22 protein-coding genes and 1 tRNA gene are annotated in these 23502 nt (G+C 71.5%); 9 read left to right on the forward strand and 14 right to left on the reverse strand.

Annotated elements, in window-relative coordinates:
* Positions 1 to 182: 182 nt before the first annotated feature.
* Entirely contained in the window at positions 183 to 1292 is a 1110-nt protein-coding gene (rsgA, locus tag Q8791_RS04610; RefSeq protein ID WP_330090302.1) for a ribosome small subunit-dependent GTPase A, read from the forward strand.
* 136 nt (positions 1293 to 1428) lie between these two features.
* Here the strand turns inward: rsgA and Q8791_RS04615 are convergent, their stop codons facing one another.
* Together Q8791_RS04615 and metG are read right to left on the reverse strand one after the other, a co-directional pair.
* Positions 1429 to 2352 carry a TatD family hydrolase gene (locus Q8791_RS04615; RefSeq protein ID WP_330090303.1) on the reverse strand — a complete coding sequence of 308 codons (924 nt, stop codon included), beginning with the start codon at positions 2350 to 2352 and terminating at the stop codon, positions 1429 to 1431.
* An 81-nt stretch (positions 2353 to 2433) separates the two neighbouring features.
* Positions 2434 to 4251 (reverse strand): methionine--tRNA ligase, encoded by a 1818-nt coding sequence (gene metG / locus Q8791_RS04620; protein WP_330090304.1) that lies wholly within the window; start codon positions 4249 to 4251, stop codon positions 2434 to 2436.
* A gap of 224 nt (positions 4252 to 4475) precedes the next feature.
* Between metG and Q8791_RS04625 the strand changes: the two genes are divergently transcribed.
* Entirely contained in the window at positions 4476 to 4934 is a 459-nt protein-coding gene (locus Q8791_RS04625; RefSeq protein ID WP_330090305.1) for a hypothetical protein, read from the forward strand.
* Positions 4935 to 5016: 82 nt separating this feature from the next.
* On the forward strand, positions 5017 to 7674 hold the full coding sequence (gene secD / locus Q8791_RS04630) for a protein translocase subunit SecD (protein ID WP_330090306.1): 2658 nt from the start codon (positions 5017 to 5019) through the stop codon (positions 7672 to 7674).
* Between the two features lie 191 nt (positions 7675 to 7865).
* Here secD and Q8791_RS04635 read toward each other — a convergent pair whose 3' ends face one another.
* On the reverse strand, positions 7866 to 8528 hold the full coding sequence (locus tag Q8791_RS04635; RefSeq protein ID WP_330090307.1) for an AIM24 family protein: 663 nt from the start codon (positions 8526 to 8528) through the stop codon (positions 7866 to 7868).
* Between the two features lie 235 nt (positions 8529 to 8763).
* Positions 8764 to 9639: a 16S rRNA (cytidine(1402)-2'-O)-methyltransferase gene (rsmI, locus tag Q8791_RS04640; protein WP_330090308.1), complete on the reverse strand. Its 876-nt coding sequence runs from the start codon at positions 9637 to 9639 to the stop codon at positions 8764 to 8766.
* A gap of 111 nt (positions 9640 to 9750) precedes the next feature.
* On the opposite strand from rsmI, the gene Q8791_RS04645 reads away from it, so the two are divergent.
* The 3 genes from Q8791_RS04645 to Q8791_RS04655 all read left to right on the forward strand — a co-directional run bounded on the left by Q8791_RS04645 (position 9751) and on the right by Q8791_RS04655 (position 12372).
* Positions 9751 to 11397 (forward strand): dolichyl-phosphate-mannose--protein mannosyltransferase, encoded by a 1647-nt coding sequence (locus Q8791_RS04645; RefSeq protein WP_330090309.1) that lies wholly within the window; start codon positions 9751 to 9753, stop codon positions 11395 to 11397.
* A 306-nt stretch (positions 11398 to 11703) separates the two neighbouring features.
* Entirely contained in the window at positions 11704 to 11907 is a 204-nt protein-coding gene (locus Q8791_RS04650) for a cold-shock protein (protein WP_267948036.1), read from the forward strand.
* Positions 11908 to 12063: 156 nt separating this feature from the next.
* Positions 12064 to 12372: a sec-independent translocase gene (locus Q8791_RS04655; RefSeq protein ID WP_330090310.1), complete on the forward strand. Its 309-nt coding sequence runs from the start codon at positions 12064 to 12066 to the stop codon at positions 12370 to 12372.
* A gap of 45 nt (positions 12373 to 12417) precedes the next feature.
* Here Q8791_RS04655 and Q8791_RS04660 read toward each other — a convergent pair whose 3' ends face one another.
* Positions 12418 to 12966 (reverse strand): hypothetical protein, encoded by a 549-nt coding sequence (locus Q8791_RS04660; protein WP_330090311.1) that lies wholly within the window; start codon positions 12964 to 12966, stop codon positions 12418 to 12420.
* A 1058-nt stretch (positions 12967 to 14024) separates the two neighbouring features.
* On the opposite strand from Q8791_RS04660, the gene Q8791_RS04665 reads away from it, so the two are divergent.
* On the forward strand, positions 14025 to 14795 hold the full coding sequence (locus Q8791_RS04665) for a response regulator transcription factor (RefSeq protein WP_330090312.1): 771 nt from the start codon (positions 14025 to 14027) through the stop codon (positions 14793 to 14795).
* A 118-nt stretch (positions 14796 to 14913) separates the two neighbouring features.
* Here the strand turns inward: Q8791_RS04665 and Q8791_RS04670 are convergent, their stop codons facing one another.
* The 9 genes from Q8791_RS04670 to galU all read right to left on the reverse strand — a co-directional run bounded on the left by Q8791_RS04670 (position 14914) and on the right by galU (position 21942).
* Positions 14914 to 15324: a hypothetical protein gene (locus tag Q8791_RS04670; protein ID WP_330090313.1), complete on the reverse strand. Its 411-nt coding sequence runs from the start codon at positions 15322 to 15324 to the stop codon at positions 14914 to 14916.
* The gene (locus Q8791_RS04675; RefSeq protein WP_330090314.1) at positions 15321 to 15935 is read right to left on the reverse strand and encodes a TetR/AcrR family transcriptional regulator; all 615 of its coding nucleotides are present in this window, start codon (positions 15933 to 15935) and stop codon (positions 15321 to 15323) included. The genes Q8791_RS04670 and Q8791_RS04675 overlap by 4 nt, the downstream gene beginning before the upstream one ends.
* A 401-nt stretch (positions 15936 to 16336) precedes the next feature.
* A tRNA-Ala gene (locus tag Q8791_RS04680) sits at positions 16337 to 16413 on the reverse strand.
* 67 nt (positions 16414 to 16480) lie between these two features.
* Positions 16481 to 17113, reverse strand: coding sequence for a divisome protein SepX/GlpR (gene sepX, locus Q8791_RS04685; RefSeq protein WP_330090315.1), 633 nt, complete (start codon positions 17111 to 17113; stop codon positions 16481 to 16483).
* Positions 17114 to 17517: 404 nt separating this feature from the next.
* Complete coding sequence (locus tag Q8791_RS04690) at positions 17518 to 18225, reverse strand: GNAT family N-acetyltransferase (RefSeq protein ID WP_330090316.1); 708 nt, start codon at positions 18223 to 18225, stop codon at positions 17518 to 17520.
* Positions 18226 to 18475: 250 nt separating this feature from the next.
* On the reverse strand, positions 18476 to 18994 hold the full coding sequence (locus Q8791_RS04695; RefSeq protein WP_407941957.1) for a MogA/MoaB family molybdenum cofactor biosynthesis protein: 519 nt from the start codon (positions 18992 to 18994) through the stop codon (positions 18476 to 18478).
* Positions 18987 to 19505 (reverse strand): cyclic pyranopterin monophosphate synthase MoaC, encoded by a 519-nt coding sequence (gene moaC / locus Q8791_RS04700; RefSeq protein WP_330090317.1) that lies wholly within the window; start codon positions 19503 to 19505, stop codon positions 18987 to 18989. The genes Q8791_RS04695 and moaC overlap by 8 nt, the downstream gene beginning before the upstream one ends.
* A gap of 146 nt (positions 19506 to 19651) precedes the next feature.
* Complete coding sequence (gene glp / locus Q8791_RS04705) at positions 19652 to 20884, reverse strand: molybdotransferase-like divisome protein Glp (RefSeq protein WP_330090318.1); 1233 nt, start codon at positions 20882 to 20884, stop codon at positions 19652 to 19654.
* Positions 20885 to 21003: 119 nt separating this feature from the next.
* Entirely contained in the window at positions 21004 to 21942 is a 939-nt protein-coding gene (galU, locus tag Q8791_RS04710) for a UTP--glucose-1-phosphate uridylyltransferase GalU (protein ID WP_330090319.1), read from the reverse strand.
* 202 nt (positions 21943 to 22144) lie between these two features.
* Between galU and Q8791_RS04715 the strand changes: the two genes are divergently transcribed.
* Together Q8791_RS04715 and Q8791_RS04720 are read left to right on the forward strand one after the other, a co-directional pair.
* Entirely contained in the window at positions 22145 to 22777 is a 633-nt protein-coding gene (locus tag Q8791_RS04715; RefSeq protein WP_330090320.1) for a 5-formyltetrahydrofolate cyclo-ligase, read from the forward strand.
* 323 nt (positions 22778 to 23100) lie between these two features.
* Positions 23101 to 23472, forward strand: coding sequence for an FmdB family zinc ribbon protein (locus Q8791_RS04720; RefSeq protein ID WP_330090321.1), 372 nt, complete (start codon positions 23101 to 23103; stop codon positions 23470 to 23472).
* Positions 23473 to 23502 lie beyond the last annotated feature (30 nt).

Raw genomic sequence — 23502 nt, forward strand, 5'->3', positions numbered from 1 at the left:
CGGGCCCGCCGGTCCTAGACTCGGCGGGCCCGTGCGCGTCGTGGACAGGACGACGGCCGACGACGGAAGGAAGAGCCATGACTGCCTTTGCGAGTACCCCCGCTCCCTCCCCCTCCTTCCTGATCGTCCGCGAGCCCTGAGGGTCCCACCCTCCAGACGGCTCGCCTCCCAGAGAGACCGTCGTGAACACACCCGATACGGACACGCCCACCCTCCACCCGCTGACCGGGCTCGGATGGAACCCGCGTGTCGCACGCGCCTTCGACGCCGTCGCCGGCGCCGGCGAGCACCCGTTGCTCCCCGCCCGCGTGGCCTCCTCACGCCGTGGAGGCGCGCTGGTCCGCCTCCCCGGCGAGACCCCCGCCGACTACGCCCCGGCCCTGACCAGGGCCGCGCAGGCGGACCCCTCCTGCGCCCCGTGCGCGGGCGACTGGGTCGCCGTCCGGCGCTCCGGGGACACCTGGCTCGTGGAGGCGGTCCTCGAACGCTCCAGCAGCCTCGTCCGCCAGGGCGTCGCCAAGGACTCCCACGACCAGGTGCTGGCCGCCAACGTCGACGCGGTCCTGATCTGTGAGGCCGCCGACCAGGGCCCCAACGTGGGACGTCTGGAGCGGTTCCTCAGCCTGGTCTGGGCGAGCGGCGCGACCCCGGTCGTGGCCGTCACCAAGACGGAGCTGGCCGGGGACGGCCTCCCCGGAGTCCTCGAACTCGTGCGGGCGGCGACCACCGGCGCCGACGTGTACGCCGTCAGCGCCCACACCGGCGACGGGCTGGAGGAGCTGTCGGCACGGTTCCTGCCCGGCTCCTCGTGGGTGCTGCTGGGCACCTCCGGGGCAGGCAAGTCCAGCCTGGTCAACGCCATCGCCGGGCGTCCGCTCATGGCCACCGGGGAGGTCCGCCAGGACAAGCGGGGGCGGCACACCACCACCCACCGCCAACTCCTGGAGCTGCCCGGGGGCGCCCTGGTCCTGGACATCCCCGGAGTGCGGCGCATCGACGTGCCGGGCGACCCGGGCGGCGTCGACCAGACCTTCGCCGACGTCCGCGAACTCGCCGGGAAGTGCCGCTTCCGGGACTGCGCGCACGAGTCCGAGCCCGGATGCGCGATCCTGGCCGCCGTCGACGAGGGTGAGCTGGACGCCCGGCGGCTGGCCCGCTGGAACCGGCTCCGGCGCGAGGCCGAGTGGAACCGTTCCCGCGGCGACCAGCGCGTGCGCGCGGAGCGCAAGCAGCGTTGGAAGGCAGCCGACCAGGAGGCCCGCGCCAACGCCTGGCGCAAGCGCGGCGGCTGACCCGGCCCTGTGCCCGCCCCGGACGTGACGAGGCCCCTCCCCGGTCGGGGAGGGGCCTCGTTCCGTCCGTCCCGGCCCGGGGCGGGAGCGGTCCGGGAGTCCTGCGCGGTGCGCGCCCGGTTCCCGGGCGGGCCCGTCAGAACCCGAAGGCGCGGCGGGCGTTGCCCGCGACGATCCCGGCGAGCTCGTCCTCGTCCATGCCCTTGACCCCGGCCAGCAGGCGCAGCGTGTGCGGGATGAGGTACGGGGCGTTGGGGCGGCCCCGGTACGGCTTGGGGGTGAGGAACGGCGCGTCGGTCTCGACCAGCATCAGCTCCGGCGGCGCCGCCTCGGCCGCCGCGCGCAGCGACTCGGCGCTGGCGAACGTGACGTTGCCCGCGAAGCTCATGAAGTACCCGTGCTCGGCGCAGACCCGGGCCATGTCGGCGTCGCCGGAGAAGCAGTGGAAGACGACCCTCTCCGGTGCGCCCTCGTCGGCCAGGATCCGGAACACGTCGTCGTGCGCGTCGCGGTCGTGGATCATCACGGCCTTGCCGTGGGCCTTGGCGATGGCGATGTGGCGGCGGAACGACTCCTCCTGCGCCTGCGCCCCCTCGGGCCCGGTGCGGAAGGTGTCCATGCCGGTCTCGCCGACCGCCACCACGTGCGGCAGGGCCGCCAGCTCGTCGATGCCGGCCAGCGCCTCGTCCAGCCCGGCGCGGCCCGCCGCCTCCCGGGCCTTGCCCGCCCAGTCGGTGTCGTCCGCCTCCACGCCGGCCGCGCCGTCCCCGTGCACGATGCGCGGCGCCTCGTTGGGGTGCAGGGCCACGGCGGCCCAGACCTTGCCCGGATGCGCGGCGGCGACCTCGGCCGCCCACCGCGACGACGGCAGGTCCACGCCCACCTGGACGAGCGGGGTCACCCCGACGCTCTCGGCGGCCGCGATGACCTCCTCGACACCGGGTGTCTGCATGTCCATGTGGGTGTGGCTGTCGGCCACCGGGACACGCAGGGGCTCCGGTGCCGGCGGAGGGGTCTGGTCGTTGCGCTCCCTGACCGCTTTCCCGCTGCGCTTGCCCATGGTGTTCACGTTCCTTCGCGAAGGCGCGCCGACGGGCGTGGCCCGTCGGCGCGGTCGTCCTGCTTCCCGGCTCGCCCGGGACTACTCTGTGGGGCCCTCCAGGCGGGCCAGCTCCTCGTCCACGACGGACGGGTCGAGCTTGGTGAACAGCGGCTCCGGGCGTCCCAGCGGCGTGCCCGGCACGATCGGCGTCGACTCCCAGCGCGCGGCGTCCCCGGCGTAGTCACCGGTGATGACCAGGTAGTCGACGGTCTCCTCCGAGCCGCCGACGGTGTCGTGCCCGGTGTCGAGGCGGGGCATGCCCGTCCAGGTACCTGTGCCGCCGAGCATCGCGTGCACCTTGTTCGCCGAGTCGGGCAGGTACGGCGTCAGGAGGGTGTTGGCGTCGTGGACCAGCTGGAGCGCCACGTGCAGGACGGTGGCCATCCGCTCCGGGTCGGTCTTCTTGAGCGCCCACGGGGCCTGGTCGGAGATGTACTTGTTGGCCTCGGCGACGGTCCGCATGGCCTCCTGGAGGCCCGCCTTGAACTGGGACCGCTCCAGCCGCTCGCCCACCCGCGCGAACGCGCCCCGCGACGCCTCCAGCACGGCCCTGTCCTCGTCGGTGAGCTCACCGGCGGCGGGGATCTCGCCCAGGTTCTTGGCCGCCATGGAGACGGAGCGGTTGACCAGGTTGCCCCAGGCCGCGACCAGCTCGTCGTTGTTGCGGCGCACGAACTCGGCCCAGGTGAAGTCGGTGTCCTGGGTCTCGGGCCCGGCGGCCATGATGTAGTACCGCAGCGCGTCGGCCGAGTAGCGCTCCAGGAAGTCGCGCACGTAGATGACGACGCGGCGCGAGGAGGAGAACTTGCGCCCCTCCATGGTGAGGAACTCGCTGGAGACCACCTCGGTGGGGACGTTGAGCCGTCCGAGCGGCCCCGTGTCGCCGCCCCGGTCGCCCTCGCCCGCGGCTCCCAGCAGGATCGCGGGCCAGATCACCGAGTGGAAGACGATGTTGTCCTTGCCCATGAAGTAGTAGGACCGGGCCTCGTCGCTCTGCCACCAGCGCTTCCACGCGTCGGGCTCGCCGATCCGCTTCGCCCACTCGATGGACGAGGACAGGTAGCCGATCACCGCGTCGAACCACACGTACAGGCGCTTGTTGGCGTTGTCGCTCCAGCCGTCCAGCGGGATCGGCACGCCCCAGTCGAGGTCGCGGGTGACCGCGCGCGGCTGGAGGTCGTCCACCAGGTTCAGGGAGAACTTGAGGACGTTGGGCCGCCACTCCCCCTCCTTGCCCGTGAGCCACGTGGAGAGGACCTCGGCGAACGCGGGCAGGTCGAGCATGAAGTGCTCGCTGTCCACGAACTCGGGGGTCTCGCCGTTGATCCGCGAACGGGGGGAGATGAGGTCGATCGGGTCGAGCTGGTTGCCGCAGTTGTCGCACTGGTCGCCGCGCGCGCCGTCGTACCCGCAGATCGGGCAGACGCCCTCGATGTAGCGGTCGGGCAGCGTACGGCCGGTGGACGGGGACACCGCGCCCTGGGTGGTGCGGGTGAAGACGTACCCGTTGTCGTACAGCGTGGTGAACAGCTGCTGGGCGACCGCGTAGTGGTTGCCGGTGGTGGTGCGGGTGAAGAGGTCGTAGGACAGGCCGAGGGCGACGAGGTCCTCGGAGATGATCCGGTTGTAGCGGTCGGCCAGCTCGCGCGGGGTGACGCCCTCCTGGTCTGCCTGCACCTGGACCGGGGTGCCGTGCTCGTCCGTGCCGCTGACCATCAGCACGTGGTTGCCCGACATTCGCTGGAAGCGGGAGAAGACGTCGGAGGGAACTCCGAAGCCGGACACGTGACCGATGTGGCGCGGTCCGTTGGCGTAGGGCCAGGCGACCGCGGTCAGGATGTGGCGATTCGACGACATGCCCCAAGCCTAAAGCCGCCGAGGGCCTGCCCCGCACCTCATTTCCCCCGCTCGGGCGCGTCCGTCCCCCGTGCCGGCGCCGGCGGGCGCGACGGTCCCGCCACTCGCGGCCGGGCACGATTCCCCGGGGGAGACACGTACCCGTATGCTCTGCTGGACGAGCCGCGTGCCGCCGGGGCGCGCGGTGACGGATACACCCTCTTCCCGGTCCTTCACCTGAGGCGGTGGTCACCACGGATACCCGTGCCCTACCCCGCCCTGCCCGGCACACCACCGCGCTCCTCACGAGCATGGTGCTGCTGGTCATCCTGTCGTTCCCCGTCGCCTCCGGGCTGGGAGGCGAACCCGCCTCCGCGCCCCTGCCGTCGCACGGTCTGGCCAGCGCCCCCGAGGACGCCCGGGGCAGCGCGGCCGCGCAGGAGTCGGTGACCCCGCGCGAACGCGCGAACCTGGTCGAGAACCCCATGGTCACGGTCGGCCCCCCTGCCACCACCTGCGATCAGCGCTCCCTGCTGCGCGACCTTCCCGACACGGTCCCCGGTCGCGCCCTGCGCCTGGCCGTGTGGGACCAGCCCTGGTGGCCGCTGCCGCCCCCGGCCTGCGACCCCGTTCCCGAACAGGTCACCACCGGGGAGCTTCCGCCGACGCGGGGTCCGCCTCTCGCAGCGAACACCGCCATCTGACCGTCCCCGGCCGCACCCCCCGCCCGGTTTCCTCCGGGCATGCGTTCGGCTACCCGTCTTCGCAGTGAGAGGTACCTACCCCTTGTCCAGTCAAACGGGAGCGGGAGCGCGCTGGACACGCGCGCTCATCTCCCTCCTTGTCATCCTCGTCGCGTTCGGCGCGGCGTGGTTCATCCCACCGCGCCTGGGGCTCGACCTCAGCGGCGGCACGCAGATCGTCCTGGAGACCCAGGACGGCGCCGACGGCACGGCCGCGAACTCCGAGAACACCGACCAGGTCGTCGAGGTGCTGCGCCAGCGCATCGACCGCCTCGGCGTCGCCGAGGCGACCATGTCCCGTTCCGGTGAGAACCGGATCATCGTCGAGCTCCCCGGCGTGCAGGACCCGGCCGAGGCCGCACAGATCGTCGGGCGCACCGCCCAGCTGTCCTTCCACCCGGTGCTGGGCGTCGGCGAACAGGGCGGCCAGGGCGTGCAGGCCCCTCCGGCCGGCGACTTCGCGAACGCGCCGGACGCCCCGGCCGACGAGGCCCGCGCCCCGTCCGACGCCGAGGGCGCCCCCGAGGAGGGCGCCGAGGGCGGCGGTGAGGAGCTGACCCCCGAGCAGCTGGAAGAGCTCATGGGCGGCATGGGCGGCGACCCCACCGGCGGCCAGCAGCCCCCGGCGGGCCCCAGCGCTGAGAACCCGGACGACGTCGCGATGACGCTGCCGGACGCCGACGGCACCTACCTCCAGCTCGGTGACACCGCCATCCGCGGTGACCGGGTGTCCAGCGCCGACGCCGCGCTCGACAGCGTCAACCGCACCCAGTGGACGGTCAACGTCAACTTCCGCGGTGAGGGTCGCGACCAGTGGGCCCAGCTGACCGGCGCCGCCGCCTGCTACGAGCAGGGCGACCCGCGGCGGCGCGTGGCGATCGTGCTGGACGACCAGATCATCTCCGCCCCGGAGGTGAACCCGGAGATCGGCTGCGAGGTCGGTATGCCGGGCGGTTCCACCAGCATCACCAGTCCCACCTTCACCAGTGAGACCGCCGACGAGCTGGCCGTGCTGATCGAGGGCGGCTCCCTGCCGCTGCCGGTCACCGAGGTCCAGCGCCAGACGGTCGGCCCGACCCTGGGCGCCGCCGCCATCGAGGCCAGCGCCATCGCCGCCCTCCTGGGCATCGCGTTCACGGCGCTGTACATCACCCTGGTCTACCGGCTGGTCGGCTTCCTCGCCTCGGTCGCGCTGGCGTTCTACACGCTCATCGCGTACGGGGCGCTGGTCGCCCTGGGGGCAACGCTCACCCTGCCGGGTCTGGCCGGTTTCGTGCTGGCGATCGGTATGGCCATCGACGCCAACGTGCTCATCTTCGAGCGCGCGCGCGAGGAGTACCAGCGCCAGCAGAGGGTGTACGAGTCCAACAAGTCCGCGGGCATGCGGGACGCCACGGAGGACGAGGCCTCCAAGGCCGAGGCCGGCGCGCTCGCGCGCCGTCGCCGCCGGGCGATCCCGCCGAACCTGGAGAAGGCGTTCGTCGAGGGCTCCCGCAAGGCGTGGAGCGCCGTCCTGGACACCAACGTCACGACGCTCATCGCGGCGGCGCTGCTCTTCTTCTTCGCCTCCGGCACCGTCCAGGGCTTCGGTGTGACCCTGAGCATCGGCACCATCGTCTCGATGTTCTCCGCGCTGATCATCGCGCGCGTGTTCGTCGAGTGGGCGGTCCGCAGGGCGGTCATCCGCAAGCACCCGGCCGTCAGCGGCCTGGACAAGATCGGCCCGATCCGTACCTGGCTGGTCGAGAAGAACCCCGACCTGATGCGGCACCGGGGCAAGGGGCTCGTCGTGGCCGCGCTGATCGTGCTGGCCGCGATCGCCGCACCGCTGGTCCGCGACACCAACCTCGGTGTCGAGTTCACCGGCGGCCGTGTGATGGAGTACCAGGTCACCGGCGACCCGATCTCGGTGGACGAGGCACGCGACATCATCTCGGGCCTGAACTTCCCGGGGTCGGACACCGCCGTCGTGCAGGAGTCCGGTGACAGCGACATCGCGGTGCGCACCGGTGACATCTCCGACCCGGAGGCGGCGAGCGTCACCGACGCCCTCTCCGAGGCGACCGGCGGCGTGGAGATGGTCAGCGACGAGCTGATCGGCCCGAGCATGGGCGACGAGCTGCGCAACCGGGCGCTGATCGCCCTCGGCGCCGCGCTGGCGCTCCAGATGATCTACCTTGCCTGGCGTTTCCGCTGGTCGTTCGGTGTCTCCACGATGCTGTCGCTGGCGTTCAACATGCTGCTGGTGGTCGGCCTGTTCATCTGGCTCGGCAAGCCGATCGACGGCGTCTTCCTGGCGTCGATCCTGAGTGTCATCGGCTTCACCGTCAACGACACGGTGGTGGTGTTCGACCGGGTGCGCGACGAGTGGGCGAGGGACGAGAAGTCCTCGTTCAAGGAGATCGCCAACCGGGCGGTCCTCAACACCCTGCCGCGTACGGTCAACACCACGGTCGGCGCGTGGATCATCCTGGGCTTCCTCGTCTTCCTCGGCGGGTCGTCGCTCCAGGACTTCTCGATCGCGATGCTGGTCGGTCTGACCACGGGTGTGGTCTCCACGGTGTTCGTCGCCGTTCCGCTGGCCGTCTGGTTGCAGAAGTGGGACCGCACGCCGCCGCCCCACGTGATCAAGGACCGCAAGGCCAAGCAGAAGGTGGCCGCCAAGGCCGCCCGCGACGCCGACGACGGCGCCGTGGTCTAGTGTCCTGAGTCGTTCATTCGCCGGCAGTACGCTGCGAGGGATTCGAGGATCTCCTCGGCCGTCTTATGCCACACGAACGGCCGGGGGTCCCGGCACGAAGGGTGAGGGCCCCGGGAACGTGTTCCGACACGTTCCCGGGGCCCTCGTCGCGTCCCGCCCCCGCACCGCCCCAGGCCGCCGGGGGCGTCCGGTCAGCCCGCGGCGACGGGGACCTGGGGGCCCTCGGAGGCCTGCACCAGGACGAAGCCCTGGCCCTCGAACGACAGCTGGATCGCCTCTCCGCTGCCCCGGCCGATCAGCGCGCTCGCCTTCGCCGTGCGGCGCACCCCCGTGCGCAGCGAGCTGGACCAGGCCACGGCGGAGTCGGTGTCGACGAAGGTGGGCTGGTCGACGTTGATCAGGACGGGAGCCCCGTGGCAGGCCACGGCGACCCGGCCCTGGCCGCTGAAGACCGTGTTGAACAGACCCCCGGCGGCCATCCCGGCACCCTCGACCCGGCGGATGTCCCAGCCCAGGCCCGCCTCGAAGGCCAGCACGTTCTCACCGTTCACGGTGAGGTGCTCGTTCTCCAGGTCGATCAGGTGGATGTCCCAGGCGTCGCGGGCGAGGAACACGTCGCCCCGGCCGGACACCTTCATCAGCGGCATGCCCTCGCCCGTGAAGGCCTTCTTGAAGAACTTGCCCACGCTCCCCGCACCCTCGTAGGAGAAGTCGACCTGCCCCTGGTAGGCGACCATGGCGCCCTGGCGCGCGTAGAACTCACCGTCGAGGCCCACGCGGAGCATCTTGTGGTTCTGGAGGTGCATGCCCGGCTGGTTGTTCTCCTGGGCCTGCTGGAAGAGCTGACTTCTCATGAAGGGTCCTCATCGATGGTCGGGGAGTTGTCGCTGATGAGACGCGCACGACGGAGAAAGGTTCCGGATCCGCCCCTTGTTCTCCCGGGTGTCGCCCTCCCTTTCCCCGCGTCACCCCCGGCCCGGCCGGAGGCGCCGGCGTTCGGGGCGGGCCGGTGGGCGCGCGGGAACGGGTGCAGGCGGGGCAGGTGCGGCCCCCGTCGACGGGGCGGGCCGGTGGGCGCGGGGGACGGGGTCATTCGGCGGCGGCGATCCCGTGCACGAGGTCGTAGACCCGCCGCTTGGGCACACCGGTCTCCTTGGCCACGCGGGTGATCGCCTCCTTGCGGCGCACGCCCTCCTCCTCCAGCGCGGCGACCGCGTCGACCAGCTCCGCGTCCGTGGTGTCCTCCGCACGCCTGCGGGCGCCCTCCACCACGACGGAGACCTCGCCGCGCACCCCCTCGGCGGCCCAGGCCGCCAGCTCCCCGAGCCCGCCCCTGCGCACCTCCTCGTAGGTCTTGGTCAGCTCGCGGCAGACGGCGGCCCGCCTGTCGGCGCCGAACGCGCCCGCCATCGCCTCCAGCGTCGCGGCGACGCGGTGCGGGCTCTCGAAGAACACCATGGTGCGGCGCTCCGCCGCCAGGTCCGCCAGGTACCCCGCAAGTCCCTTGCGGGGCGGGAAGCCCTCGAAGCAGAAGCGGTCGGTCGGCAGCCCGGACACGACGAGCGCGGTGGTGACCGCGGAGGGCCCCGGGATGGCGGTGACCGGAATGTCCTCCTCCGCGCAGGCCGCGGCGAGCCGATACCCGGGATCGGAGACCCCCGGCATCCCCGCGTCGGTCACGACGATGACGTCGCGCCCCTCCCGCAGGTCGGTCAGCAGTTCGTCGGTGCGCCGCCCCTCGTTGGCGTCGTAGTACGACACGACGCGGGCGCCCTCGACCCCTCCCAGGCGCACGTCCGCGCGGGAGGCGAACTGGCGTAGCCTGCGTGTGTCCTCGGCCGCGATGACCCGCGCCTCCCCCAGGGCTCGCAGCAGCCGGGGCGGCGCGTCCTCCAGGTTCCCGATGGGCAACCCGGCGAGAGTCAGGGTCCCGACTCGCCGCGCTCCAGCTTCGCCCTCAACCACTGTGATCCCCGTCCTGTCACGCTACGGTTGGCTCTATCACGCCACCCGAAACCTGGTTTCGTGGTACGTCCGCAATGGACAACCATCTCCGACCCCAACCTACGAGCCGAGATGACCTCCACCGCACTTTCCTCCGAGGCAGAGCCCTCGACGCCGCCCTCTCCACCCCGCAAGGACCCGGTGCGCGCCCGGTTCCTGCCCTCCGACCCCTCCCCCTGGTGGTTGGCCTGGCTGGGGGCCTCCCTCGTCGCGCTGTTCGCGGGGGCCCTGAGGCTCTTCAACCTCGGCCAGCCCGAGCGGATCTACTTCGACGAGACGTACTACGCCAAGGACGCCTACGGCCTCTGGGAGTTCGGCTACGAGCACGAGACCCATGAGGAGCCGATCGAGGCCGACGACCTCCTCAACACCGGCAACCAGGACATCTTCACCGGAGGCGGCGACTTCATCGTCCACCCGCCGGTCGGCAAGTGGATGATCGCCCTGGGCGACTGGCTCTGGTCCCTGTTCCCGTTCGGCGCCACGATGACCCCGGAGGGGTGGCGGTTCGCCGCGGCCCTGGCCGGAACGGTCTCCGTCCTCATCCTGGTGCGCCTGGCCACCCGTATGACGCGGTCGCTGCTGCTGGGCTGCACGGCGGGCCTGATCATGGCGCTGGACGGCCTGCACTTCACGCTGAGCCGCATCGCCATGGTGGACATCTTCCTCACGCTGTGGATCCTCGCCGGCTTCACCTGCCTGGTCATCGACCGGGACAGGACCCGGGAGCGACTGGCCCGCCTGGCGGAGGCGGGGACCGACATGGCAGCGGTGGGCTGGCTGGGGATGCGCTGGTGGCGGCTGGCGGCGGGGCTGTGCTTCGGACTGGCGATCGGCACCAAGTGGTCGGCGCTGTTCTTCGTGGCGGCGTTCGGCCTGCTCACGGTGGCGTGGGACTACGGGGCGCGGAGCAGTGTCGGCCAGGTGCGACCGTTCTGGCGGTGGCTCGGGACCGACGCCGTACCGGCGTTCCTCCAGACCGTGGTGGTGGCGGGGGTCGTCTACCTGGTCTCGTGGTCGGGGTGGCTGTTCACGCGCGGAGGCTACAACCGCGACTACGCCGACGGGATGCTCCCGGACGTGGTGCCCGGGTTCCTGCACGCCCCGGTGGAGGGCCTGTGGAGCCTGTGGGACTACCACCGCCGCATGATGGGGTTCCACACCGAGCTCACCAGCGACCACGCGTACATCTCCGCTCCGTGGGAGTGGCTCGTCATGCGCACACCGGTGATGTTCCACTACAACGGCGAGACCGTCGGCTGCGGGACCGACAGCTGCGTGACCTCGGTCGTGTCGATCGGCACACCGGTCATCTGGTGGATCAGCCTGCTCGCTCTGATCGTCATGTTCGCCTGGTGGGTGACCTTCCGCGACTGGCGCGCGGGAGCCGTACTGCTGGCCGTCGCCGCGGGGTGGCTGCCGTGGTTCGCCTACCCCGACCGCCCCATGTTCCTCTTCTACGCGCTTCCGCTGCTGCCGTTCCTCGTCCTGGCGATCGTGCTGTCGCTCGGCCTGGTGATGGGGGCCGGGGACGACAGCCCCCGTTTCGCCCCCTATCTGCGGGCGGGCGGCGGCATCGTGTACGGCGTCGTCCTGTTGTTGATCGTCGCCTACTTCGCTTACTTCTACCCCGTCCTGGCGGCCTATCCGATCGACGAGACCGTCTGGCGGGAACGCCTCTGGTTCGACGTGTGGATCTACGGCAACGGTTCCTCCTGATCGGCCGTCGGAGAACCCGCATTCCCCGAACTCCATTAGTGGGCGTGCGGGACAAATGCAACTGTTTCCCGTAGCCGAAAGAGGACACTTGGAGAGGGTGGATTCCTGCCGCAAAAGCCTCGGCAGGGCACCACCCTCCCTGGTACTGTCTGCAACTGGTTGCTGTTGTTGTTTCCATGGATGCCCGAGGCGCCTCGCGGAACTGCACGTGGGCGCTCGTCGATACGGGGATTACTCGTCGGTGAGGCGCCCGGCGACCCGGGGCCAGCAGGGTGCGGCCCCGCCGTAGTCCCCAAGGGAGAGCACATGGCTCAGGGCACCGTGAAGTGGTTCAACTCTGAGAAGGGTTTCGGGTTCATCGCCGTCGAGGGTGGTCAGCCCGACGTGTTCGTGCACTATTCGGCGATCACGGGCACCGGCTTCCGGAACCTGGAAGAGGACCAGAAGGTCGAGTTCGACATCATCCAGGGCCCGAAGGGCCCGCAGGCGGCGGACGTTCGAGCGATCTAGACCGCCGCACGTGCGTTTCCCCAGCCCTCCGCTCTGCGAGCGGGGGGCTGGTCCGCGTTCCGACTCCCAGGTGTGACCAGGGCAGGGTTACCGAACCCCGCTGATACCGGTTAACCTGCTTGGGGCCGATAGGTACACCGAGGGACGAGGGTCACCATGTTCAACATCAGCGGGGTGGAGTTCGTCATCCTCCTCCTTCTCGCGCTGCTGATCTTCGGGCCCGACCAACTGCCGAAGGCCGCCCAGCAGGTCGGGCGGGTCCTGAGACAGCTCCGGACCATGGCCAACTCCGCCTCCAACGACATCAAGGAGGGGCTGGGCCCGGAGTTCAAGGACTTCGACGTCCAGGACCTCAACCCGAAGCGCTTCGTGCAGAAGCACTTCTGGGAGGAAGAGGAGCAGGAGAAGAAGCCCGCGGCGCGCCTCAACGGCAAGCGCCCGCCCTTCGACGACGAGGCCACCTGACCCCGCCCCTGCCGGCGGCGGGCCCGCTCCCCCTCCCCGTTCCCCTCACCCCACGAGCATGAGCACGAACAGCCCCAGGCCGAGCAGGATCACCGAGCCGACGATGATCGCGGGTGAGCCGAAGGCCAGGATGAGCCCCTCCACCACGAGCGCGCCTCCGACCGCGCCCGCCGTCCACGGCCAGCGCGGCGCGGGCTCCCAACCGTGGCGTCGCTCACGGACGACGGTGACCAGGAACGCGACCCCGATGAGCAGCCAGAACACCAGGTGGGCGACGGCCCGTGCCTGCGGTTCGACGTAGTCGGCCATCCCTCCGACCACCATCACGTAGGTGAGGGTGCCCGCGAGCAGCCGCCAGTGGCCGCCGCTCCTGTGCGGGGGGATCGTCCTGAGCCGGGCCGGGGTGGTGCGGCGGAAGCGCTCGGCCGCGGCCAGCGGCCCGGCCTCCTCGACGTCCTCCGCCGGCCTGACCGTGGTCTCCGGGGGCGGCTGCGGTCGGGGGCGGGGCGGGGGATCCGGCGGCTCGTATCCTCCGGCCGGAGCGGGTTCCTCCGGGTACTCGTAGCCGCCGGGGGGCTGGGGGGAGTCGGTCACGGCCGCCCCTTCACGTTTGGCGCGGCCCGGCCCCGTCCGGGCCGGGGGTCGTGTCCGGATCCCTACCCGGTGTGGTCCGCCGTCAAATCTGCCCGCCCCGGACCGTCGGTACGCGCGGCGGGCCCGGCCGGGAGCCGGGAGGACCAAGGGCCCACCCGATCGGGGATCGGACAGGCCCGGGCGTCGGGGTTCGGCAGAACCCGTTCAGCGGACTGGCTACGTCCAGGACCACCCGTTGTTACGGACGGTCAACGCGTGCGTGGTCATGGCATCTACCTTTCGTTTCGGCTTCCAGCCCATCCCATGACAACGATGTCGTGGGACGCACTGCTCACGCAAGACCTGCAGTCGAAAATTCATCGTTTTATGACGTGGGGACTACCAAAGCTCCGAACCCACCTCTCAAATAACAGACGAAGAGGAGTTTTCGCAGCTCAGACAGGCTTTCATTGTCAGTTACCGCACCCCATCAACCTCAAAACACAGCCAAAACAAGTCCTCATCCCCGCAAAATCCATTCGATTCGCACAACGGAGAGCAACAGCAACGCTCTTGAACTCCGATCGAAGTCCGACGCCATTCAGAGACGGACTTCCCCCGGATTCCGCGAGACGACTGGCGGGCACCAGGCAGGATCTCACGGACAGAGTGCCAGAAAACGGAGGTATCCACATCTTTCCGACTAGTTGCCGTCACCAGTAGTCGTGACAGTGCGTCATGGACAGGCTGACATGCGAGGCACGGGCCGTGCGGCGACCTCGCTCCGCCCGGGGTTTCGGTCGCCCTCTTAAGTGCATATTCACCCACCCCCTCCACGCGCCCCCTCTCGGACGCGGCCGACCCCGGGAGGCCCTGTGGCGGCCGCGGTTCCGTTTTCCGCTGACACGCCCGGAATCCCGGGAGGTGAGTTCGTTCGTTACAGCCCTAGTCGGACGGAAGCCCGCCTAAAGTGGAAAGACCCACCCCAAGGCGATGCGCACACCGACACCGCCGCTCCCCCGGTCGGGGACGGGGACGTGGCGTCTCCCCCTGGCTGTCGCACGCAAGGAAGGCCCGTCGTGAGTCCGCACCCCCCGAGCCCCATGCCCTTCACCCGGACGGCGCAGGACGCGCCGCCCGGTCCGCCCGACCGGTTCAGCCAGTTCGGCCAGCCCGGCCCCTCCACCAGGCCCATCCGCGTCATGGTCGTGGACGACCACGCCTTCTTCCGCCGCGGCCTCGTGTCCGTCCTGGACGAGGAGGAGGACATCAGCGTGGTCAGCGAGGCGGGCGACGGCGAGGAGGCCGTCCGGCTCGCCACCGAGATGCGGCCCGACGTGGTGCTCATGGACGTGTGGATGCCGCACTCCAACGGCATCGACGCCTGCCCCCGCATCCGCGAGGCGGTCCCGCACACCAAGTTCGTCATGCTGACCATGAGCGACGAGGAGTCCGACCTCTTCGACGCGCTCAAGGCGGGCGCCACCGGCTACCTCCTCAAGGAGATCTCGGTGACCGAGCTGCCCCGGGCCGTGCGCACCATCGCCGGCGGGCAGTCGTTCATCAACCCCGCGATGGCCACCAAGCTCATCGGGGAGTTCGCCGAGCTGGCCAAGCAGGAGAGCGCCCCGCCCAGCCGGCCGGACATCCCCCAGCTGACTCCGCGGGAGACCGAGGTCCTCAAGCTGCTGGCACGCTCCCTCAACAACCGGGAGATCGGGGAGCGGCTGTTCATCACCGAGAACACCGTGAAGAACCACGTCCGCAACATCCTGGAGAAGCTCCAGGTGCACTCGCGCACCGAGGCGGCCATCTACGCCGTCCGCGCCGAGTACGTCTCCGGATACTGACCCCTCGGCACATGGCCGCGCACGTGTCCGTGGGGGCGCCTCAGCGCCCCCACGGAGCCCGGAGCGCCCCTCGGAGCCAGCGGGCCGGAGCCCGCGCCGCGGCGGCGGCCAGTGCCCGCTAGAGCGCCGTTCCGCCGACGATGAGGCCGGCCCCAGCGGCGACGAGGCCGATCACCAGGGCGGTCGCGCCCAGCCGGATGAGGATCCGGAGCCGGTTGGGCCCGCTCGGGTCGCGGCCGATCACCGAGAGGAAGAACCCGGCGGGCATCAGGATCGCCGCCAGCAGGACCAGATCCCCCATGACGCGGCTCCAGTCGGGAACCGTGGGCTCGTCGAGGAGCAGGCGCACCACGAGCCCCAGGATCACCAGGACTCCCGCGTGTGCGTGCCCGGCCCGGAAGTACGACCGCTGGAGTTCGTTGACGGGTACCCCGCCTCCGACCACCCGCAGCAGGAAGGTGCCCCCGTAGGCGATCCCGACGACGGTCAGCAGGACCACGCCCGACGAGATCAGTTGGACCTGGTTCATGACCGCCCCTCCGAGGGGTCCGGCCTCCGGCCGAACAGGAGCCCCGCGCTGCGGCGGGTGATGGTGAGAAGGTCGGTGTCCTCGAACAGCCTCCGGATCCCGGAGCTGTCGAGGTTGCCGGTGAGGGCGAGGGTCGCGATGCCGTGCACGATCGCCCAGCCGGCCACCACGGCGGCGGCGCCGTCCTCCACGGGGTAGCCCTCCTCGGCCAGGGCGCTCACTCCGCCCTGGAGTTCGCCGAAGGCGGCCGCGCGGGCTGCTTCCAGCTCCTCGTCGTCGTCGCTGAGCAGCGTGGGCGCGAACATCACCTGGAAGTGGGCCGGGCGGTCGGTGGCGAACCGCACGTACTCGACCCCCGCCTCCAGGAACCCTCCCCCCGCCTCCCGATCGGCCCTCAGGCGTGCGGCGAGCTCCTGGAACCCCTCGACGGCCAGGGCGTTGAGCACGCCCTCACGGCTTCCGAAGTGGTGCCGGGGCGCGGTGTGGCTGACCCCGAGGTCGGCCGCGAGGGAGCGCAGGCTGAAGGAGTAGGGCCCCTCCTGCTCGATCACCTCCGCCGCCCGCTCCAGGACGGCGGTCCGCAGGTTTCCGTGGTGGTATCCGTTTGCCATATCCAGAACTATACACCGGAAAGTTACCGACGAAAAGATCACCGCGGAGACACCGGGGCGCCCGCGCCGCGGGAGTTCCGGACACCCGGGAGTAGTCTGTGGGGCACCGGCCCGCCCCGACCCAGGGGATAGCCGCTTCGCCGGTGACACTCGGGGCTCCGGTCCGGAAACGACCGCCCGCCGCAGGGAACAGCAGCACTCGTCGGCCCGGAGCCGCCGGAAGGGGTCCGCGCCCTCCAGGGCGCGGGCCCCTTCGCTTCACCCCGGGCCGCCCGGCGGCGCCCCGGCCCCGGAACGGCGAAAGGGGGCCGCATCCGCGACCCCCGCACGCGTCCTCGCCGGACACGCCGCAAAAAAATCCAGGCGGGCCCGTCCCGTAGGACGTGACCCGCCTGGTCTTCTGGTGGAGCTATGGGGATTTGAACCCCAGACCCCCTCGATGCGAACGAGGTGCGCTACCGGACTGCGCCATAGCCCCGAAGACGTTTCAAACGATATCAGGGATCCCGGGGTGGTCCGAACCGAAGGTTCCACCCCGGCCCGGGTCAGTCCCCGGCCGCCCTGAGACGCGCGTCCGCGTACTGGTCGTACACCTGGCTGCGCCGCTCGCGGAGGGCGATCACCTTGGCCTCGCGCTCGGCGTCGACGCGCTGCTCCTCCTCGGCCCGACGGGCGCGCAGGACCGCCCGGCGGCGGGCCCGCTCGGCGGCCTCGCGGTACTCGGAGTCGGCCTTGGCCGCCTCCCGGAGGAGGACCAGGTGCCCTGTGAGCAGGAGGACCGGCGGGGCGATCACCCACCACGGCCCCAGTCCGAAGGCGACCGCGACGACCGTGGCGACGTTCACCAGGGTCAGCACGCTGGTGCGGCGGCGCCGCCGGGCGATCACGCGCGCCCGCGGCTCGCGGGCGGCGCGGTACCTCCCGCGGGCCAGGTCGATCTCCTCGGCCCCCCGCACACCGGGGTCGGACTCCAGGTCGTCGCGGTGGATGACCTGGGTCTCGGTGAGGTCGGGGTCCTCCTCGTCCTCGGCGGGGCCCTCGAAGCCGTCCTCGGCGTCCCCGTCCTCGCGGCGCTGGTCGTCGTTGACGGTCTCCACGGAGTCCTTGCGCAACAACATCGGCACAAGGACTATGAGCCACACCACCACGATGGCCAGGTACAGAGGAGAGCTGCTCATCACCCCTCCTCACGATGACGGCCACTGGACGTTGATCGACACCTCGTCGACACTGCGCCGCGTGGTACCCCCGGTACTCCCGGGTGTAGAGACGCCTCCCGCTGGGACATCGTTCCGGACCCGCCTCGGGTCCGGGACGATTCCCGGGAGCCATATCCACGCGTTGGCCGCATCGTCAATGCGTCTATGTTCCGCACGGTACGACCCCGTGTCCATAAATGCGCCACATTCCACCCGGAGTGTCGCAAGATTGTGGACCCCCAGTTTCGGTCGTCCCACCCCCGGAGGTAAAAACGCAGGTCAGTCGATGACTGCGGAGCGCAGTCCCAATTCAACGCAAAGTAATGAGTCAATGTCGCTAAAGCGAGGTTTAGACGCCGAACGCATCCGCGATCGTGCCACGATCAGTTCGTCCCGGGGGGCGGACTCGCCGGGTCGCGCGGATCTCCGCCGCCGTTCGGGCCCTGTGGCCCCAATGCGGATCCGGGGTCGGAACCGGGCCCTGCCGACGAACCGTCGCGCCAACGGCGCAGCATTCCCTGGGGGACCTCCTCCGAGGTGATCGCGTAGCAGATGTGGTCGCGCCAGGCGCCGTCGATGTGCAGCTGGCGTCTGCGCACGCCCTCGTCCCGGAAGCCCAGTTTGGCGACCACCCGTCTGCTCGCACGGTTCTCGGGACGGATGTTGGCCTCGATCCGGTGGAGTCCGACGCGGAAGAAGGAGTGGTCGACCGCGAGGGCGACCGCGGTCGGCGTGACGCCCCGGCCCGCGTAGGCGCTGTCGATCCAGTAGCCCACCTGGGCCGAACGGGCGGAGCCCCACACGATGGCGCCCACCGTGAGCTGTCCGACGAACCGGCCGTCGTAGGTCACCGACCAGGGCATGGACAGCCCCTGTCGGGCCTCCCGGCGGATGGACTGGAGCATCGCGACGTAGGGCGCCAGCCCGGTGGAGCGCAGCGGCATCTCCGGGTACGTCGGCTCCCACGGGCGCAGCCACTCCTCGTTGCGCGAGCGGGTGTCACGCAGCGCGGCGGCGTCACGGAGCCTCAGCGGTCTGAGTGCTACCGGCCCCTCCTCCAGAGTGACGGGCCACCCTTGTCTGCGATTCACGACCGTCCCTTCGATCCCCTCGGCGCCACCGCCCGGGGGCACGTCCCCGAGGGCGGGGGTGCCGGACCCCCCGTGTCGGTGACGGGCTCCAGTATTCCACTCCACACGGGTGGCGTGGCGTGCGTCACTCCATCGACGCGTGAATCGGCTGATTCCTAACTCCCAAACTTACGCACCGAAAACCGATCCTCGGTCAAGGAATTATCGAGGAACGGAATGCCCGGCATGTGATTCCGGTCATTGTTCGGTGTCATTCGGGGCTGACGTGATCCCCGCCACGCACCTGGTCCAGGGCATGGGCGAGCACCGGCTCCAGGACGTCCATGCCGTCGCCGGCGCCGCCTCGGGAACCGGGCAGGTTGACCACGAGCATCCGGTGCCCTCCCCGCTCCGCGACGCCCGCCAGGCCGCGCGACAGGATCGCCGTGGGCACGCCCTTGTCACGGCCTGCGGCGCGCAGCGCCTCGGCGATCCCGGGGATCTCGTACGTCAGCAGCGGCCTGGTCGCCTCGGGCGTGAGGTCCTGGGGGGTGAGCCCCGTGCCCCCGGTCGTGATGACCGCGTCGGCCCTCTCGTCCAGGGCCCTGCTGATCGCCTCCGCCACCGGCGCCCCGTCCGGAACCACCCACGGGCCGAGGACCGCGCAGCCGATGGCACGCAGGCGCTCGGCGACCACCGGCCCGGAACGGTCCGGGTAGACCCCCGCCGCAGCCCGGTTGGACGCGGTCACCACCGCGACGCTGCGCGTCCGGCCCCCGGGCTCACCCACCGATGCCACCGCGCCTCCAGTGGCCCTTCCTGCCGCCGGTCTTCTCCTCGACCCGCACCCCGGTGACCTCGGCCTCGGGGTCGATCGCCTTGACCATGTCGACCAGGCCGAGGGCCGCGGTCATGACGCAGGTGAGCGCCTCCATCTCCACACCCGTGCGGTCGGCCGTGCGCACCGTGGCGCTGATGTCGACGCCCTCGTCCACGACGGTGAGGTCCACCTCCACGCCGTGCACGGCGATGGGGTGGCAGAGGGGCACCAGGTCCGGCGTGCGCTTGGCGCCCTGGATGCCCGCGATCCGGGCGACGGCCAGGGCGTCGCCCTTGGGCACGGAGCCACCGCGCAGCGCGGCGACGGCCTCCGCGCCGAGCAGGACCCGGCCGGTGGCGGTGGCCGTGCGCGTGCTCACCCGCTTCTCCGAGACGTCCACCATGCGCGCCGCGCCGGCGGCGTCCAGGTGGGTGAAGCCGGAGGGGTGGTCTGCCCCCTCCGTCCGTGGGGTGTCGCTCATCGGTCCGCCAGCTTCTGCGCTCGTACTCGGGACACGGCCGGGGCGGCCGTGTCCGGGCGCACCGGGGCGCGCCAACCACGACCGTACGGCACCCCGGTGACGGTCCGCCCACCGATCCGCGATCTCCCGGCCCGCGGGCGCGCCCCTCAGGCGGGCTCGGGCAGACGCACCACGTCGACGGAGGCGCCCGCGGCCAGCTCCGCGGTCTCCTCGGGCACGATGATCAGCGCGTTCGCCCCGGCCAGGGCGGACAGCTGGTGGGAGTCCTGGCGCAGGGCCGGCGACACCGTGGGGGCGGCCTCGCGCCCGTGCGGCGACTCCTCCAGGACTCCACGCAGGTAGGAGCGGCGGCCCCGCGGCGAGGTGACCGGCGCGGTGAGCAGCGCGCGCGTGCCCGGCAGCGGCCGGGGGTCGAGTCCGCGCAGACGGCGCAGCGCCGGGAGGACGAAGATCTGGAACGACACGAAGGCGCTCACGGGGTTGCCCGGGAGGGTGATGATCGGGGTCCGGTCCGGACCGATCGTGCCGGAGCCCTGGGGCTTGCCCGGCTGCATCGCCACCTGGGTGAACTCCACCGTGCCCTCCCGCGTGAGCACCTCCTTGACGACGTCGTGCGCGCCCATGCTCACCCCGCCGGTGGTGATCACCACGTCGGCCCGCACGAGCAGGCCCTCCAGCGTGTCGAGCACCGTCTGGGGGTCGTCCCCGACGAACCCGTGCCGGTGGACGTCGCAGCCGGCGTCGCGGGCGGCCGCGGCGATCATGAAGCTGTTGGACTCCCAGATCTGGCCCGGCCCGAGCGGGCGCCCGGGCTCGACCAGTTCCTCGCCGGTGGAGAGCACGACCACCCGGGGACGGGGGTACACGGTCACCGATCGGCGGCCGACGGCCGCCAGCACGCCCATCTCACCCGCCCCGATCCGCGCGCCCGGCCGGAGCACGACCGCGCCCTCGACCACGTCGCCCCCTGCCGGTCGGACGGCGTTGCCGACGCGGACCGGGCGGTCGACGGACACCGTGGCCACCCCGCCGTCGGTCCACTCGACAGGCACGACCGCGTCGGCCCCGGAGGGCATGGGCGCACCGGTCATGATGCGCGCGCACAGGCCCGGGCGGACCGCCGTCGGGGAGGGGTCCCCGGCCGGGATGTCGCCGACCACGGGCAGGCGGACCGGGGCGTCGGCGGTCGCCGACTCCAGGTCGGCGGCGCACACGGCGTACCCGTCCATGGCCGAGTTGTCGAAGCCCGGCAGCGACACCGGCGAGGCGACGGTCTCGGCGAGCACGGAGCCGTGGGCCTGCAGCAGGTCCAGTTCGGTGGGCTGCGGGTCGGCGATCAGGGCCAGGACGTCGGCGACGTGCTGTTCGACGCTCTTCACGGGGGTTCCTCCGTTGTCGCGGTTCCTGGGGCGGAGCGTCTCCCCTCCCTCAGGAGTTGAGGCGCGTCCCATTGTCACCACGTCAGGCACCGCGTGCGCTGCTCCCCCGCGCGATCAGGTCAGGAGCGCCCGGCGTCATGGCGGTCGACGAAGTCGCGCAGCCACGGCAGGAGTTCGTCCGCGAGGTCGGGGCGGCGGCAGGCGAAGTCCACCACCGTGCGGATGTAGTCGGCCTTGTTGCCCGTGTCGTAGCGGCGGCCCCGGAACAGGACGCCGTAGACGGGCCCGCCGTCCTCGGGCTTGCGACGGGCGAGTTCGCGCAGCGCGTCGGTCAGCTGGATCTCCCCTCCGCGGCCGGGCGGGGTCTCGTGAAGGACGGGGAAGACCGCCGGGTCGCAGACGTAGCGGCCGATGATCGCCCACCGGCTCGGAGCCTGCTCCGGCGCGGGCTTCTCGACCAGGTCGGTGACGGTGACGACGTCCTCCTCGTCGGTGGGCTCGATGCCGGCACACCCGTACAGGGAGACCTGCTCGGGCTCCACCTCCATGAGGGCGACGACACTGCCGCCGCGCTGCTCCCTGACCTCGATCATGCGGCGCAGCAGGTCGGCGGACTCGATGAGATCGTCGCCGAGCAGTACCGCGAACGGGTTGTCTCCCACGTGCGCCTCCGCGCACAGGACCGCGTGGCCGAGGCCGCGCGGCTCCCCCTGGCGGACGTAGTGGACCTGGGCCAGGTCGCTGGACTCGCGCACCGAACGCAGCCGCGCGTCGTCGCCCTTGGCCTCCAGCGCCTCCTCCAGCTCGTAGGCCCGGTCGAAGTGGTCCTCGATGGAGCGCTTGCTGCGTCCCGTGATCATCAGGACGTCCTGGAGCTCGGCGGCGACCGCCTCCTCCACCACGTACTGGATCGCGGGCTTGTCCACGATCGGCAGCATCTCCTTGGGCGTCGCCTTGGTCGCGGGCAGGAACCGCGTCCCCAGGCCGGCCGCGGGCACGACCGCCTTGGTGACGGGTGCGGATGCTGAGGATCGCTTCTGGTCGGTGGCGTCGTTCATGTCGGCACTTTAGGACAGACCCCGGCCGTCTCGGAGCCCCGACGCCCTGCCGGGTGTCAAGAAGTTCCCGCTCTTTCGGGAGAACGATCGGAAACCGCCACCGTGAGTTCACCACCTGCGGCAGGACCCGCCGGGTGCGCCGGGCCGCCGCGTCGGGGGCGGCCCCTCGCCGCACCGGCCGGCCCGGTGCCACACTGGGCGCATGACCGGGACGAGTGGTGGCGGGGACCCCGCGGAGAAGGAGCGGCTGCGCGGGGGCTTCCTCGCACGGCGGCGGGCCCGGGGCGCCGAGGAGCGCGCGCGGGTCGGCTCGGCGGTCAGGGACACCCTGATGGGCGTCCCGTGGCTCGCCATGGGCGGGACCGTCGCGTGCTACTACTCCGTCGGCGGGGAGCCCGACACCCGCAAGCTGGTGACGGCCCTGTGGAAACGCGGCACGTACGTGCTGCTCCCCGTGTTCCTGCCCGGCGGCGAACTGGACTGGGCGGCCTTCGACGGACCCGACAGCCTGGCCCCGGCCGGACACGGGCTGGTGGAGCCCACGGGGCACCGCTACGGTCCCGGGGCGCTGGCCCGGGCGGACGCGGTGGTCTGCCCCGCCCTCGCCGTGGACCGGAGCGGGGTCCGCCTGGGACGGGGCGCGGGCTGCTACGACCGCGCGCTCGCGCACAAGGGCCCGCACAGCCCCGCGATCGCCCTGGTGCACGACGACGAGTTCGTGGAGTCCCTGCCCGCCGAGCCGCACGACCGGCCGGTGGACGCCGTCCTCACCCCCGGTGGCGGGGTGCGCGTGCTCGGGGACGGGGTGTGGCCGGGAGGGCGGGGCACCGCGTGACCGCGGCCGCCCGCACGGGCGCCGCCGGGAGGTCGATGCCGGAAGGTCTGCGCCGGGGGTCCCGCCTCCGGACACCGGGTCCGCGGCGCCGTACCGGGGAGGACGCGCCTCGCACGGCACGGCCGGAGGGCTCGTGGCCTCGGGGATTATCCCGTCCGGACGGAGCGTTGTTGCTGGCGGTCGCACCCCCGCGACGTCATCGATCCGGTGCCGGTCCCGCTGCCGCGCGCGTCCGGCGCGAGGTGCTGTCGCGGCTCCGGTCGGCGACAGCGTACTATTTAGCAGTCAACGGGCGAGAGTGCCAGCAAGGAGGACCCGGAACAGTGCCTACGTACCAGTACGCGTGCACCGAGTGCGGCACCCAGATGGAGGTCGTGCAGAGCTTCAGCGACGACGCGCTGACCGTCTGCCCCGAGTGCGAGGGGCGCCTGCGCAAGGTGTACTCCGCCGTGGGCATCGTGTTCAAGGGCTCGGGCTTCTACCGCACCGACAGCGGCAAGACCTCCAACAGCTCCGTCCTGACCGGGTCCAACTCCGGTTCCGGCGAGGGCAAGGACTCCGGCTCCTCCGAGTCCGGCGGCACCGCCTCCGGCACGGAGGCCAAGAGCTCCTCCACCGACTCCGGCTCCAAGGCGAGCAGCGGTACCGGCTCCGGTACGAGCACGACCAGCAGCACCGCCGCCGCGGCCGGCTGAGCCGCGGGGCCGTTGACCGACGCAGCGCCG

The sequence above is a fragment of the Nocardiopsis codii genome (genome assembly GCF_036327455.1).
Classification (GTDB): domain Bacteria; phylum Actinomycetota; class Actinomycetes; order Streptosporangiales; family Streptosporangiaceae; genus Nocardiopsis; species Nocardiopsis codii.